The following is a 14,488-nucleotide window of genomic DNA, read 5'->3' as shown; positions in this document are numbered from 1 at the left end:
GTCGCCATATTGCTATTATTAAATTTATTCATTATCTATCATTATAACTTATATTAACCTCTATGTTAAGTGCTATAACAACCCCCACAATTGCAGGATTTAGAACAAAGCTTTTAGAAAAAGAGTTTGTTAAAGGCATCTTTGTCCAGGGCTGTACTTCCATGAGGGCTAAAAGATGTTGTAAGAATGGTCGAGTACTTAATTCTGGATGCGGTATTGTAAGCTGAGGAGTATTGATCTCAAGTTCATCCCAAAGTAAAATATCTAGATCAATAATACGAGGTGCCCATTTTTCATAAATAGCCAATCGCCCCATATCAGATTCTATCGATTTCATGGTTATAAGTAGTGCATCGGGTGATAAATCCGTCTCTCCCGCAACGATCATGTTTAAGAATGGTTTATTCCAAGATGGAGGGGTATTATCTGGCAAAATCGCTTCGGTTTCAAGTATAATTGAAGATTTAGAATTTCGTAAACAGCTTTGTGTTAATAAATTCACAGCCATATTTAAGTTATTAATACGATTTCCTAAATTAGATCCAAGACTAATATAAATCATTGTCCCCTCCTTTACTACATAAAGCAGAGCAGTAAGTAAAAGCAATATCTCCATGAACATCTTGGATGGGCGGTGACATTTTACGTGTTGTTACACTGACCGATTGAACAATATCACTATATCTCAATAAAGATTTATCAATAGCATGATAAACTTCTATCGTTAAATGTTCTATCAGATTAAACTGTTTAGTTTGGCAAAGAAATTTAATACTTTGAACAAGCTCAAGATAACAAATTGTATCTTCAAGTTTGTCGGTAATTGTGCCTTTTGGTGGGGTTGTAAATTCTAATTCAATATTAAAACTAACTAATTGCGAATGAAATTTTTCTTGATCACTACATCCAAGATGAATCCATATCCGCAAATCTGAGATTATAAGTTTTAAAAAATTCTTATTGAAAATTTACCTCTTATATAAGTTTATAAAAAAGACTTGTCTAAAAATGCACATGAAACACCATACCATGGTAACATATAAAATATGCTAAGTCAATAATTTTTTATGTAACTTCTATTGCGAAAACAACCTTGGTACTATATAGCTATGTAACATTAGACCTTTATCTGTAAGATTAATATGACCTTTATCGCCTAATTCCTCATCCCACTGGAGTAAACCTAGCTTTTTATAGTATGTTGCCTTTTGTATATCCAAAATCTCAAATAATTGTTTACTAGTTCTTTTTTGTATAAGGTCAATATTTATACCTTTTTCAAGACGTAGTCCCATCATCAACATTTCTTCGGTTATTTCTTGCATAGAAAGTTTATTGATATGTTGAACGCCACAGCCCAAGCTCTTAACAGTTTGCAACCATTTTTCTGGCTTATGCCACATCATGATACTATAGAGATTAGATGTAAAATCACTATAGTCAATTGATGAGAAGTTGTGGACGTTGTCACTTGTCGCTCGCCTATTACTTATAGGCGTCGCTCCATCGTTCCTAGCCCCAAATTCTCCTGAATTAACTATATCGTACATATTAACTCTACTATGGCTACCTGGACCTATACCTAAATAATTATTATATTGCCAATATGTCAAATTATGCTTACATTCATGACCTAATATAGCATAATTTGATATTTCATACCTAAAATATCCTTGTGACTTTAAGTATAAATTAGTCCATTCATACTGATCAGCCGCTTGATCTGAGCTTGGTATAGTCAGATTCCCATCGTTAAACAATTTATAAAATAACGTACCTTTTTCGATAACTAGTTGATATAATGAGATATGACCTGAGGCAAGTTGCATAGCATTGGTTAGTTCGTCTTGCCAACTTTTTAGAGTTTGGTTACTTCTTGCATAAATTAGGTCAAAAGATATTCTGGGAAAAATGCGACGAGCTGTCTCAATAGTTTTGATTGCTTGCCCCACATCATGTTGTCGCCCTAAACTCTTTAAGTCATTTTCCACTAAAGACTGAACGCCAATTGATACCCTATTTATTCCAGCTAATCTAAAGTCTTTAAATTTCTCGGTCTCAAATGAAGTAGGATTTGTTTCTAAAGTAATTTCTGTGTACTCATCTATTGTTGCTAGATTTGCTATTTTGCTAATGATTCCTTCAACAACAAATGGCTTCATTAAAGATGGGGTGCCACCACCAAAAAAAATAGATTTTATATATTTATGACCTATAGTATCCTTGAAATGATTCAGTTCCAACTCATAACATTTCAGCCAATCATTATGGTCTACTTTATCTGAAACATGAGAATTAAAGTCACAATACGGACATTTTGATAGACAGAATGGCCAGTGTATATATATCGATAATGGTTCTTTCATGTTTATATAGTCAATTGATGAGAAGTTGGGGACGTCGTCGCTCAATGCTCATAAGCGTCAGTTTAAGAAAATAAAGTAAAAAAGTCGTCATTGCGAGCCACCGTAGGTAGCGTGGCAATCCATTTCTAATCACTTTTCTGGATTGCTTCGTCGACCCTACGGTCTCCTCGCAATGACGGTTTCTCAATTATTATTTTCTTAAACTGACGCTTATGCGTTCCATCGCTCCTAGCCCCCAATCCTCCTAAATTGACTATAGCTAACCAGATTAGCATTTATCCATAGTAAACTAACTTAATCCCGGATTAGCCATATAAAATTACTTACCTCGTGACCCACATACTCCTGTACCACAACTAATCCCAACGATATGTACATTGTTAGGATTAATAATATTTATATCCACCTTATCATTATTATTACCACATAGAGCAAGATCAATACTACTACAGTTTTTAGCTACTATATGACCTTTGGTATCTTCACTTACATCACATCCCTTAATCTCTGGTCTAATGCTGCCGGGTGCATAATCAATGTGAAATGTAGGAGAAATCGGTTTGCCATTCTCATCCACAAAGCTGGCACAACTCCGTTCACTACCACCAATTCTTTGATTGGGTAAATCAAAATGACACTTTGCATAGGGTGCAAAATTCCAACTATTCTCAGTAATTTGTGAACATTGGTCTGAACCTAATTTATTAGTCACGTCCTCTTTTTTCTGATCGGCATAACTGCTAAAAGATAACATCACACCAACAACGAACACCACATGGGATAAAGACCATATTTTCATACTTATATCTCCTTAAATTAACAATAACTATCGACTTTGCGACGATCACTAATTAATTGACCCAATCGTCCATTATTATCTTAGCATAAAAATTTATTGTTGTCAATGATATTTACAACAATAACTGCATAAAATATTGAAAAACTACCATTTTCTTTAAAATTTCCTTTGTCATTGCAAGACCACGCAAGTAGGTCGTGGCAATCCATTTTTGGTTACTTTTATGGATTGCTTCGTCGGCTAACGCCTTCTCGCAATGACGCATATGCACGTAGGCGGGAATCTTTAGATCCCTGCTTTCGCAGGGATGACAATTAAGACAAGCAGAGATGACACTAAGTCGAGCAGATATGACAGAAAAATGAGTTGCTTCGTCGACCTTACGGTCTCCTTGCAATGACGACTGATATATCTAAATAGACTTTTAAACAGGTTTTGGCATTTGCTGAAGTATAAAGTTTTTTACTTTCTCAAAAGCGGTGTTTTCAATCTGTCTAATTCTTTCCTTAGAAATTTTATATTCTATACTAAGAATATCGAGGGTTTTTGGGGAATCTGTTAATTTACGCTCAGTGAGAATATGTAATTCACGATCATTTAAGATCTTCATCGCTTGGGTTAACAAGTTATGCTTATTAGCAGAATCTTCTTGGCTAATCAATCTTAGCTCTTGACTTGGGCGAGTTTCTGGTAAAAATTCAATTAATTCGCTACTACTATTATCATCACCATTTACTAAATTGTTCAATGATAAGTCCGGACCAGATAATCTAGCATTCATTTCACTAACTTCATTGGTAGTCACTCCAAGTTCTTGAGCAATTTGAACAAAATCTTGATCTGTGACAGCCCTTGAATATAGGTTGGCAATTTTATGCTTAATTTTACCAAGGCTAAAGAATAATTTTTTTTGTGCTGCTGTAGTACCCATTTTAACCAAAGACCAAGATCTCAAGACATATTCATGGATTGAAGCTTTAATCCACCACAAAGCATAAGTAGACAAACGAAAACCTAAATCAGGATTATATTTCTTTACTGCTTGCATAAGACCTAAATTCCCTTCTGATACAAGCTCATTTAGAGGTAGTCCATAATTTCTATATCTAATGGCAATTTTTGCTACTAATTTCAAGTGGCTAGTTACTAACTTATGTGCAGCTTCTAGATCATTTTGTTCAAGATAGGCTTTAGCAAGTAAAAATTCCTCCTCTTGTGACAGTGATGGAATTTTATTAATTTTTTGCAAATATTGATAAAATCCTGATTCTGCAGAAATTACTGGCACACTGATTTTGTTAGTCATATAATACCTTAAAATAGGTTGTTTTATTAAAACGAGTATATAATATCATAAGTTTAAGATATTTTAAATAGACTTTTCGTAAAAAGTTAAAATTTGATTTTTTACAATAGAGCTAATTCAAATAGAGAGAAATGTTTACAGATTCTAATAGACGTTCCAATAGGAAGTTTGCCTTAGCCTTAGTTAGCTTAGCATTTAGTATGGTTTTTTTAAGCTTTGCATCGATACCAATTTATAATTTATTTTGTAAAGTCACTGGTTATGGTGGCACCACCGTAAAACAGGAATTTAATATATATTCCCCTAAAAAGGGAACTAGAGTGATAACTATAGAATTTGACTCTAATGTTGATAGTAATTTACCTTGGCGATTTATTCCTAAACAAAGAAGGGCTACAGTTATTCCAGGACAAAATACACTAATTTTTTACGAGTCTGAAAATCTAAGCAACGATGATATAATAGGAACTTCCGTTTATAATGTTACACCCAATAAAGCCGGTAAATATTTTGTTAAAATACATTGTTTTTGTTTTGAAGAACAGTTATTAAAAGCAAAAGAGAAAATGTTAATGCCCGTAACATTTTTTATAGACTCTGATTTTGAGGAAGATAAAGAAATGAATGATGTTGAGACAATAACTCTATCTTATAGCTTCTATAAAGTCAGGGTTGTTGAAAAAGATCCAATGAAATTCAAATAATAATTTAAAAAAGTGAAAATTTAGTATATATTTCTACTTTCAATAGATAATTTTAATAAAAAAGTTAATTATTTTATGACTATAACCATTCATACAGCCGAAGACTTTAAGAAAATGCATATTGCAGGTAAACTTGCTGCGGAAACCTTAGATTTCATTACTAATTATGTAAAACCAGGGGTAAGTACCATTTATTTAAATGATCTTTGCCATAACTTTATTGTATCCAATAATGCAATCCCTGCACCTTTAAACTATAATGGCTTCCCAAAATCAATTTGCACTTCTGTTAACCATGTAGTATGCCATGGTATCCCAAATGATAAACTCCTTAAGAATGGTGATATCATAAACATTGACGTTACCGTAATTGTTGATGGATGGTACGGTGACACTAGTAGAATGTTTTACGTTGGTGATGTAGGAATTAAAGCAAAACGCTTAGTGCAAGTTACTTATGATGCTATGATGATAGGAATTGAACTAGTGAAGCCAGGAGTACATTTAGGAACTATCGGAAATGCTATACAAACTTATGTTGAGAAGCATAATTATTCAGTTGTTAGAAATTATACTGGTCACGGGATAGGGCGTATATTCCATACAAAACCGGATGTTCTACATTACGGGAAAGTTGGCACTGGCTTGGTATTAGAAGAAGGTATGTTTTTTACTATTGAACCAATGGTAAATGCTGGACATCACTCTACCCATCTAAGTAAATTAGACGATTGGACAGTTACCACAAGTGATAAATCATTATCAGCACAATTTGAGCATAGTTTGGGGGTAACCAAAGATGGTTTTGACATTTTTACTTTGTCACCAAAACACTTGATATATCCACCTTATAAAATAGATTTATAATAGAACAATATGAAAGATGATACTCCTCATTATATTGGACATAGACAACGTCTAAGGCAACGTATTGTTATGTCTGCAGAGAATCTTGCGGATTATGAATTACTTGAAATGATATTATTTTCTGTAATACCTAGAAAAGATGTAAAACCATTAGCGAAGGAATTACTAACGCGATTTGGTAGTCTGGCTGATTTAATAAATACAGATAAAGAAAAACTACTTAATATTAAGGGGACTAATGATAATTTATACATAAATTTTGTTACTATGCGTGAATTAACTAATAGAATGCTAAAACAAAAAGTAATAAATCAAAATGTCATTAGCTCTTGGAGCATTCTAATAGATTATCTGAAAGCAACTATGGGTAATATGAAGACAGAACAGTTTCGTATCTTATTTCTAAATAAAAAGAATGTCCTGATTGCTGATGAAGTTTTAAGCCAAGGAACCATAGATCAAGCAACAATATATCCAAGAGAAATAATTAAAAGAGCTTTATTTAATGAAGCTGGGGCAATTATACTGATACATAATCATCCAAGTGGTGTTAGTAAGCCTTCAAATACTGATATAAAACTAACACACAAAATAGTAGAAACTTGTGCTAATGTGAATATATCTGTTCATGACCACGTGATTATCGCAGCTAATGAATATTTCAGTTTTAAATCTAATATGTTGTTATGAGTGATTTTATTAATTATAGTTTTTTATTTTTGTTATCTTTTATAGCAACAAGCTTTTTTACTTGGCTATTGATTTTCAATCTTCCCTCTTTTGGAATGGTGGATATACCGGATCCACGTAGAGTACATAATAGAATTACACCAAGAGGAGGTGGGATTGCTATAGTAATAGTGGTAATAGTTGGTCTTATCTCTTACGAATATTTTACAACAAAAGCACTAATAAATTCGATTAAAATTTTACCTTTATTGCTGATCATTTCTACAATTTCATTTTTAGATGATCTTATCTCCGTTCCCGTATTTATAAGACTAATTATTCATATAATTTGTTCTACAATAAGCATTGTATTATTTTTATCTCCGGCATTATTATTTCATCATGAATTACCATTATATATTGATTTTGTACTATCTATAATATATTTGACTACCTTTTTAAATATCTACAATTTTCTTGATGGGATAGATGGTATTAGTGGTGCCGAATCTATTCATTTATCTATCACTATATTGATACTTTGTTATTTAAAGTATGATACAATAATAAATACAAATTTTATAATTATACTTAACATCATTATATTGGGATGTTCGATAGGTTTCTTGATATTTAACTGGCATCCTGCTAAAATCTTTATAGGGGACGTAGGTAGTATAAGTTTAGGATTCTTACTAGGTTTATGTTTGTTACTTATTTCAGCTTCTAGTATTGATTTGTTTATTGCTTCATCTATTGCTAGTTTATATTACATGACAGATGGAGGACTAACTATATTAATTAGGCTACTTAATAAGGAGAAGATTTGGCAACCTCATTTAAAGCATTTTTTTCAAAAAGCAGTGAAAAATGGTAAAAGTCATAGGGAAGTAGTGTGTAGAATTATAATATGCAATATATTGCTGATGGTATTATCCATCACTTCTCTGCATTTTCCTTTAGTATCAACTATTTTTGCTGTATTAGTAGTAATGGTTACAATCATTAATTTTGCCCATGAAACCACTCAGCCATGACATCAACATAATTATTAGACGAATCTTTGGCAAACAGCACCCATTGCTTGCAGAAATTATGATTAATTGGAGTAAGATTGTTGGATCAAAATTTAGTAGCAAAACTATTCCTCTAAAAATAGTTAAATCTAAAGAGAAAGGACAGTTAATAAATATTTTACACGTACAAGCAGAAAATTCAAGCATCGCCTTAGAAATATCATACTATCAACAGATAATCATTGAACGTATTTCAGTTTATCTAGGTTTTAAAGCTATACATAGCATAAAAACTACAATATATATACCGTGGAGGAATTAATCATAGTTTTTCCTGCAGAGAATTTTGTTCTAAACGACTCTTAAGCCCTATGAAATCGACTATTTTTGCATCTTGCTCCTGGCAGGTACAAGTAAAAATATATCTATTTTTGTCTGTAATTTTTTGAATACATTGCCCACAAATGCCTTTCATCATACACTGCATAGGAGAATTAATGCTTACTATTAGTTGGGGTTTTTTACCAAAAAAATCATCTTTTTTATCTCTTATAGCTTGCATCATTTCTGAAACACCAGCGGCTATTATCCTATCTATAGCCAAATTCTCCCAGAGAGAACAATACCCCATTATAGCATACAGCAAATTACCCTTAACACTAATATCTTTCGACCGATTTTTTGATAAAATCCCCTCTTCACAACACCAAACTACTATATCAGCTGATTCTTCAATTTTTTCTTGATAAAATCTATCTTGTAAATTTTTATAACCAGCAAAATATATAATTTTACAATTATTATTTTTAAGAGCCTTGGCTATTGAGCATAAAACAGCATTTCCAACCCCTCCTCCAATAAGAACTATATTACTATCTTTCAATATCTCAGTTGGCTTACCATTAGGTCCCATTAGTACTACCTGCTCATTTTTCGATAAATATCTACATAAATTACTTGATTTACCACTTTGCCAAACTATCAAATGAATTAACCCATTTTTTGAATCAACATAAGCTCCAGCAATAGCCAAAGGTTCAATAATTTTTGCAATATCACTAGAATAATTTTGCAAACGGAAAAATTGCCCTGGTTGAAAATTCTTAGCAGCAAGAGGAGAATGTATTACAAGCTCTACTATCTTATCAGATAGAATATTAACCTCTTCAATACGACTCGTTAATAGATAATCTAGTTTAGCAAAGAAATCTATATAACTACCAGGAAAAATTGGACTATTTTTGGTAAGTTTTTCTCCTATATTTTTATATCCCTCTTTACTACTTGCTATGGCTTTAACCACACTTCCAGAGTATAAAGGATTACAATCACCAAAATATGTTACATTATAGTCAATTGATGAGAAATTGGGGACGTTGTTACTCGTCGCTCGCCTATTAGTTATAGGCGTCGCTCCATCGCTCCTAGCCACAAATTCTCCTGAATTGACTATATCTTCTAAATGATTATTTACTACCTCTTTATCGATACCTATTGCCATCAGTACAGTTCGTGCCTTAAATTTTTTTCTTACACCTAAATTATCAAATTCTATCGATTGGGTATAGTTGTACTGATCAACATCAATACCTAAAGGTATCATATCCTCAACAAATTTTACACCATCCCCCATAGCATACATCACTTCCTCAGGGTTTAACTTATAGGAAGGAGAATCTTTTAATTTACCCCTATAACAAATTGTTACTCCGCCTAATTCGTCTAGGATTTGCTTGATAGATGGTCTAGTTTGTGCTTGCTTAAATAATTTTGCATGCAAAATAAATTCTTCAGCTATTAATCTATCCTCATTTGTCCAATGTTGCTCTGTGTGCTTTTTACCATTCTTTACAACTGATAACTGATAGTTCTTTAGAAACTTTTCTACTTGTAATTTATAATAATTTAAGCTTTCAGTTGCTGCATCAATAGCGGTCAATCCACCACCAATAATGATAATAGGCATCCTGATAAGTAAATTAGTGATAGATTGCTCTAAAAAAGCTCCTCCTGATTGCAAGGTCATTAGAAAGTCGGAAGCTGTTCTAACACCTTTTGCAAGAAAATTTCTCATCTCAACGATTTTGGGTTTAGCAGCTCCAGTACACAAGGCAACATGATCAAATCCCAAATGGTATACCTGCTCCATAGTTATATTGCTATCCAGGCTTACACTACCAAAAATCTTAAACCGACTATTTCTTTGTAACATCAGACGTAATATCGTCAAATTATTTTTATCCCATCTTGGAGTAATACCATATTCAGCTACTCCGCCAAAGCCTCCTGGTATTCTCTCTGATAAGTTTTTTTTATAATCAGACCAATATTTAATAGGTTGGTTAACATCAAAAGGCAATGGGGTGATTTTTAAACCATCTATGGCTACTACATCATGCCCATCCCGTAATAAATAATGACTTAAACTAAAGCCAGCTGGTCCTTGACCAACTACTAAAACCTTATAATTAGTTGGAAGATTTGGTAAAGGAGCAAAAATGTTAAGCGGATTCCAATTGGTAAGTAATAAATATATTTCTACCCCATAAGGCAGAAGCAGAGTAGTCCCTAAGATATTAGATTCAACAAGAGGAATATCCACAGCTTGTTGCTTTTGATAGATGCAAGCATTGGAACAATCATTACAAATTCTGTGACCAGTAGCAGCTACCATTGGATTATCAATGATAATAATAGCAAGGGCAGCTAGATTAAATCCCTTTGATTTTACATAATTCATCTCAGAGATTTTTTGCTTCAGCGGACATCCTGACTTTGACAGCATACTCTTCTGATTTGAGTATATTGCTGATAATAACCCTTTAGAACATGAGTCTTTTTCTTGTTTATGACAATAGATACAATAATGAGTATTATTTAAAACCACATCTAGATTGGACGTAGAATCTAAATAATCAAATCCTATTCTTGCATTGTTTCTATACTTAGCGACTTTTTCATGGTCTATTAGATTATCTTTATCTATTTTTTGGGGTAGAGAAAATAATTGGCTTTCAACATTATTGTAAACCATAAAAGCCGCATATTTTGCTGCTATATCTAACTCAAAAGCATATTTTTCAGCATCTAATTGCCATTCCATTACTTGACGAGCAAACTTATTTGTAAAATCACTTTTGTCATTCTCATACACTCCTTTGTCATTCCCGCGTAGGCGGGAATCTATATCCCTGCTTTCGCAGGGATGACATATACTACATGGATAACATTCTATTCCCAGAAGTTTTTTTAGAGAATTTGACACATTAGTAAAATCAATCTCCTGTAATTTTTCATAAGGATATTTTTTTACCGCGATACGCTGAACAAATTTTCTCTTACATTCATAAATTAGATCAAACTCTTTATGACTAAATCTTATATTGGCTATTTCTTGCTCTATAGCAAATAATTCAGCCAAAAAATCATCTAAAATAGGTGAAATTTCTAATAAAAAATCTGAGTAATATTTCTGATTAACTTGCTCAGGATTGGCTCTTAATGATAAAATAATTTGATAGAGAGAATGATTATGACTACACAGGAAATTTAAAAAAATGTTATCTAATTTTTTTAGACCTTGTAAATTGTTTAAATCAGCAAAATTTAATCCAAAAGCAAGTGTCATATAGCTGATCCTTTAATGTACTATGAGACTTTAGTTGTAAAATTTGCACTATCTTGCAATTATTGATTAAAACATCATACATAATATATGACATTTTTAGCAAAAAACCTATAACTAATATAACTAAAGAAGGTAACAATAACAGCTACAATAATAGACTTGATAATCATGAATGCATCTGGCAGTATTCCTTCTGTTACTAGGAATTGAACTGGTCTTATAACAAGAAAAATAGGATTAATTTCAAAGAGTATCCTTTTTGATTCTGGTACCATAGAATATGGATACACTATTGGTATACTCCAATATACAACACTAAAAATTAGATTTAAAATTTGAGGAACATCTCGTATATATGGGGTTAAAAATGCAAAGGCAATAGAGCTACTACATACAGAAATAATTAACGGTAAGACAAGAATTGGCACAAAAAATATATTTACACTAAGTCTTTCAGGATATAAGATGATAAAAGCTATATACATAGCTGCAAATGAATAAACTAGAGTATAAACTTGTGCCAAACTATCCGATATAGGAAAGATAGTTCTAGAAATTATGATCTTTTTTATAATTCCACTACGACTAATTAATGAATTTGATGATATATTTAAGCTAGTAGTAATAAAAGTCCATAATGGTATAGCTCCAACTAAATTCATAATCATTGTTTCTCTTGGTTGTTTAAGTAAAAATCCAACAAAATATGAAATAGTTATTATATAGACAAAAGGCTGAACTACCCCCCATAATGAACCCAAGAAAGAATCTTTATTTTGACGAGATATAGAAGCTTGGGTTAATAATATTACTGCCAACCAGTATTTTTTGGAAAAAAAATACTTTAACATTAGTAATTCCCACTATTATAAATTTCTAATATTTCACTTGGATTGCCATCCGCGATAATACTACCTTCCTTTAATAATATACATCTATTACAATTATCCCTAATAATATTTTCCTGATGACTTACTAATATTAGAATTGGTATATTTTGTAACTTATTCTTCATAAAATTAGTAGATTTTTCAACAAAATAACTATCACCAGTAGCAAAAATTTCATCTAGCAAAAGAATATCTGCATCTTGAAAAACCGATACAGAGAAAGCTAATCTTGATAACATACCAGAACTATAATTTTTTACTGGTAAATCTATCTTACTACCTAGTTCAGAAAAAATTATAATCTCTTGTTCTAATTCTTTACTGTATCTACTTAACATATTATTATAAAGCATAAGCATTTTAATGTTTTCTCTGCCAGTTTGTTCTAACTCAAATCCTATGCCAGTCTCAATGATAGCGGCAAAATCACCATGAACTTTAACTGTTCCAAATTTTAATGGATAAATTCCAGCAATTACCTTAAGCAAAGAACTTTTTCCAGAACCATTACTACCAATAAAGGCAATTCTTTCACCTGTTTTACAGGAAAAATTTATATTATTTAAGATAGGAATTGACGAAGGAAAAATACTACCACCTTTAATAAGAAAACGCCTTAAGCTTTCTACTCTTTGTTGATTGTTGATTCCTTCAACAAAACCATCAACTATTTCTATAGATACTAGTTTAGACGTCATATGCTAAAAACATGATTTACATTTTTATTGAAGAATCAATCCATTCTTCAATAGCATTTTTAGGAAATAACCCAGTCTTAGTAGCTAGTTGTTTGCCATCCTTGAATAGAATCATCGTAGGTATAGCACGGATACCTAAACTTGAAGGTATATTAGGATTTTGCTCTATATCCATTTTAACAATTTTTACCTTTCCTACCAATTCCTTACTCAATTCTTCAAGAATAGGAGTCAACATTTTGCATGGTCCACACCATTCAGCCCAAAAATCAACTAATACAGGATCAGTAGATTGTAAAACTTCTTTATCAAAAGAATCATCTGTTATATTACTTGTCATAGTCCCTTAATTATTTAGTTATTAAACACACTAATATATCATAAATTTTAAGATACAATAGTTCCTACATATTAGCAATAACTTGTTGCACAAGCCAAGATTATAGTTATACTTTTTAAGTATAGCTATCCGATTAGCATTACTCTATCTATTATCAGGGGGCATAATTTTATGAAGCAAACCATTTCTGATTATTTTCCTGGGTTACTTCATCGTTATTAATTACTAGCTTCTGACTAATAGACATCTAAATTTGGTGTAATGTTATTTGGTTAGCCATATGTACATATTTAATACTTTCAAGAAAATTAAAATTATCATGAGGAGGATCAAATGAGTAAGCAAAATAATGGTATTAGTCGTACTAATCATTGTAAATTTTCTGCACCTAGAGAAGGAATAGAACCAAGTTGTGTTGTGCTAACCTATTCAGTTAGCCCAACATTAGACCAAGCATTAACTGCTTTGCAAGAAAGAGGAGCAAGTGTACATTACATAATAGATAAAGATGGTAACCAATATCAATATCATAATGACTTAGAGTCAAAAACATTTTTTGCCGGCAATAGTAGTTGGAAAGGACAAAAAAAAGTTAATGATTTTGGCATATCTATCATGCTTGTTAATGATTCAGAAAGTAATTTTACATCTTCTCAAATAGACAGATTAAAAGCATGTCTTACAGATATTAAAGAAAGATATCCTGATTTAAATATTAAGGATGATCTTGTTGGTCTTGGTGAAGTAGCTGAAAAACATGTGGCACCTGGAAAACTCTTTCCTTGGAAAACTCTTGCAGAAGATGGTTTTGGTAAATTTATAGACACTACAAAAGAACAACAAGAAAAAATACTAATACGCAAGGATGCTCAAGGAGAAACAGTTTCTAATGTTCAATCTCAGTTAAAAAATCATGGTTATAATATTTCAGTTGATGGAATATGTGGTAACAAAACTGTACAATGGTTTGAGAAATTTAATGCACGATATGTCCCAAAACAAGAATTATCAAACAGTTGGTCTAAAGCAGATCAAATGTTTGGGAGTGTTCGTCAAACTGTGTCAAGTTGAAAAAATAATCTTTTAAATATATAAAATAAAGATTATTGATGTTGTAAATAGCGAAGAATGTGGATAAGTTACTATCAACTTATCCACATGTTCTTCGCATAAAATAATAGGAAATTTGACATGAGCAAACCAAT

General features: G+C 31.8%; 16 protein-coding genes. 6 read left to right on the top strand and 10 right to left on the bottom strand.

What is annotated here, in order from left to right; genetic code table 11:
* Positions 1–31: 31 nt before the first annotated feature.
* The 6 genes from folK to rpoH all read right to left on the bottom strand — a co-directional run bounded on the left by folK (position 32) and on the right by rpoH (position 4,471).
* Positions 32–562, bottom strand: a complete 531-nt coding sequence (gene folK, locus RiCNE_RS03045; protein WP_157905661.1) for a 2-amino-4-hydroxy-6-hydroxymethyldihydropteridine diphosphokinase — start codon at positions 560–562, stop codon at positions 32–34.
* Positions 549–941 (bottom strand): dihydroneopterin aldolase, encoded by a 393-nt coding sequence (locus RiCNE_RS03040; RefSeq protein WP_275656731.1) that lies wholly within the window; start codon positions 939–941, stop codon positions 549–551. The genes folK and RiCNE_RS03040 overlap by 14 nt, the downstream gene beginning before the upstream one ends.
* Before the next feature lie 135 nt (positions 942–1,076).
* A complete protein-coding gene (gene hemW / locus RiCNE_RS03035) occupies positions 1,077–2,366 on the bottom strand; it encodes a radical SAM family heme chaperone HemW (protein ID WP_094649148.1) in 1,290 nt (429 codons plus the stop codon).
* Positions 2,367–2,491: 125 nt separating this feature from the next.
* Positions 2,492–2,641: a hypothetical protein gene (locus RiCNE_RS07465; RefSeq protein WP_157905660.1), complete on the bottom strand. Its 150-nt coding sequence runs from the start codon at positions 2,639–2,641 to the stop codon at positions 2,492–2,494.
* Between the two features lie 44 nt (positions 2,642–2,685).
* Complete coding sequence (locus RiCNE_RS03030; RefSeq protein ID WP_094649147.1) at positions 2,686–3,165, bottom strand: hypothetical protein; 480 nt, start codon at positions 3,163–3,165, stop codon at positions 2,686–2,688.
* Positions 3,166–3,589: 424 nt separating this feature from the next.
* Positions 3,590–4,471: an RNA polymerase sigma factor RpoH gene (gene rpoH, locus RiCNE_RS03025; protein WP_094649146.1), complete on the bottom strand. Its 882-nt coding sequence runs from the start codon at positions 4,469–4,471 to the stop codon at positions 3,590–3,592.
* Positions 4,472–4,602: 131 nt separating this feature from the next.
* On the opposite strand from rpoH, the gene RiCNE_RS03020 reads away from it, so the two are divergent.
* The 5 genes from RiCNE_RS03020 (at position 4,603) to RiCNE_RS03000 (ending at position 8,049) form a co-directional block, all read left to right on the top strand.
* Positions 4,603–5,175 (top strand): cytochrome c oxidase assembly protein, encoded by a 573-nt coding sequence (locus RiCNE_RS03020; protein ID WP_094649145.1) that lies wholly within the window; start codon positions 4,603–4,605, stop codon positions 5,173–5,175.
* A gap of 75 nt (positions 5,176–5,250) precedes the next feature.
* Entirely contained in the window at positions 5,251–6,042 is a 792-nt protein-coding gene (gene map / locus RiCNE_RS03015; protein ID WP_094649144.1) for a type I methionyl aminopeptidase, read from the top strand.
* 9 nt (positions 6,043–6,051) lie between these two features.
* Positions 6,052–6,732, top strand: a complete 681-nt coding sequence (gene radC / locus RiCNE_RS03010; RefSeq protein ID WP_094649143.1) for a RadC family protein — start codon at positions 6,052–6,054, stop codon at positions 6,730–6,732.
* The gene (locus RiCNE_RS03005; protein WP_094649142.1) at positions 6,729–7,748 is read left to right on the top strand and encodes an MraY family glycosyltransferase; all 1,020 of its coding nucleotides are present in this window, start codon (positions 6,729–6,731) and stop codon (positions 7,746–7,748) included. Before radC ends, RiCNE_RS03005 begins: the two co-directional genes overlap by 4 nt.
* Positions 7,729–8,049 (top strand): DUF721 domain-containing protein, encoded by a 321-nt coding sequence (locus RiCNE_RS03000; protein ID WP_094649141.1) that lies wholly within the window; start codon positions 7,729–7,731, stop codon positions 8,047–8,049. The genes RiCNE_RS03005 and RiCNE_RS03000 overlap by 20 nt, the downstream gene beginning before the upstream one ends.
* Here the strand turns inward: RiCNE_RS03000 and RiCNE_RS02995 are convergent, their stop codons facing one another.
* From RiCNE_RS02995 to trxA, 4 genes are all read right to left on the bottom strand, one after another.
* Positions 8,050–11,355: a palindromic element RPE2 domain-containing protein gene (locus tag RiCNE_RS02995; protein WP_094649140.1), complete on the bottom strand. Its 3,306-nt coding sequence runs from the start codon at positions 11,353–11,355 to the stop codon at positions 8,050–8,052.
* 74 nt (positions 11,356–11,429) lie between these two features.
* On the bottom strand, positions 11,430–12,206 hold the full coding sequence (locus RiCNE_RS02990; protein ID WP_094649139.1) for an ABC transporter permease: 777 nt from the start codon (positions 12,204–12,206) through the stop codon (positions 11,430–11,432).
* Entirely contained in the window at positions 12,206–12,943 is a 738-nt protein-coding gene (locus RiCNE_RS02985) for an ABC transporter ATP-binding protein (RefSeq protein ID WP_094649138.1), read from the bottom strand. The genes RiCNE_RS02990 and RiCNE_RS02985 overlap by 1 nt, the downstream gene beginning before the upstream one ends.
* Before the next feature lie 16 nt (positions 12,944–12,959).
* Positions 12,960–13,283 carry a thioredoxin gene (gene trxA, locus RiCNE_RS02980; RefSeq protein WP_094649137.1) on the bottom strand — a complete coding sequence of 108 codons (324 nt, stop codon included), beginning with the start codon at positions 13,281–13,283 and terminating at the stop codon, positions 12,960–12,962.
* Positions 13,284–13,616: 333 nt separating this feature from the next.
* Between trxA and RiCNE_RS02975 the strand changes: the two genes are divergently transcribed.
* The gene (locus tag RiCNE_RS02975; protein ID WP_094649136.1) at positions 13,617–14,354 is read left to right on the top strand and encodes an N-acetylmuramoyl-L-alanine amidase; all 738 of its coding nucleotides are present in this window, start codon (positions 13,617–13,619) and stop codon (positions 14,352–14,354) included.
* Positions 14,355–14,488: the final 134 nt, after the last annotated feature.

Origin of the sequence: Rickettsia endosymbiont of Culicoides newsteadi (assembly GCF_002259525.1) — a bacterium.
Lineage (GTDB): Bacteria > Pseudomonadota > Alphaproteobacteria > Rickettsiales > Rickettsiaceae > Tisiphia.
Note: the sequence above shows the minus strand (reverse complement) of the source record. Positions and strands in the feature narration are given on the sequence as shown.

Coding starts and splice junctions, on each gene's coding strand:
- RiCNE_RS07465 (WP_157905660.1), bottom strand. CDS start 2,641: ATGCTAATCTGGTTAGCTATAGTCAATTTAGGAGGATTGGGGGCTAGG.
- folK (WP_157905661.1), bottom strand. CDS start 562: ATGATTTATATTAGTCTTGGATCTAATTTAGGAAATCGTATTAATAAC.
- RiCNE_RS02990 (WP_094649139.1), bottom strand. CDS start 12,206: ATGTTAAAGTATTTTTTTTCCAAAAAATACTGGTTGGCAGTAATATTA.
- rpoH (WP_094649146.1), bottom strand. CDS start 4,471: ATGACTAACAAAATCAGTGTGCCAGTAATTTCTGCAGAATCAGGATTT.
- trxA (WP_094649137.1), bottom strand. CDS start 13,283: ATGACAAGTAATATAACAGATGATTCTTTTGATAAAGAAGTTTTACAA.
- hemW (WP_094649148.1), bottom strand. CDS start 2,366: ATGAAAGAACCATTATCGATATATATACACTGGCCATTCTGTCTATCA.
- RiCNE_RS03020 (WP_094649145.1), top strand. CDS start 4,603: ATGTTTACAGATTCTAATAGACGTTCCAATAGGAAGTTTGCCTTAGCC.
- map (WP_094649144.1), top strand. CDS start 5,251: ATGACTATAACCATTCATACAGCCGAAGACTTTAAGAAAATGCATATT.
- RiCNE_RS02985 (WP_094649138.1), bottom strand. CDS start 12,943: ATGACGTCTAAACTAGTATCTATAGAAATAGTTGATGGTTTTGTTGAA.
- RiCNE_RS02975 (WP_094649136.1), top strand. CDS start 13,617: ATGAGTAAGCAAAATAATGGTATTAGTCGTACTAATCATTGTAAATTT.
- RiCNE_RS03005 (WP_094649142.1), top strand. CDS start 6,729: ATGAGTGATTTTATTAATTATAGTTTTTTATTTTTGTTATCTTTTATA.
- RiCNE_RS03030 (WP_094649147.1), bottom strand. CDS start 3,165: ATGAAAATATGGTCTTTATCCCATGTGGTGTTCGTTGTTGGTGTGATG.
- radC (WP_094649143.1), top strand. CDS start 6,052: ATGAAAGATGATACTCCTCATTATATTGGACATAGACAACGTCTAAGG.
- RiCNE_RS02995 (WP_094649140.1), bottom strand. CDS start 11,355: ATGACACTTGCTTTTGGATTAAATTTTGCTGATTTAAACAATTTACAA.
- RiCNE_RS03000 (WP_094649141.1), top strand. CDS start 7,729: ATGAAACCACTCAGCCATGACATCAACATAATTATTAGACGAATCTTT.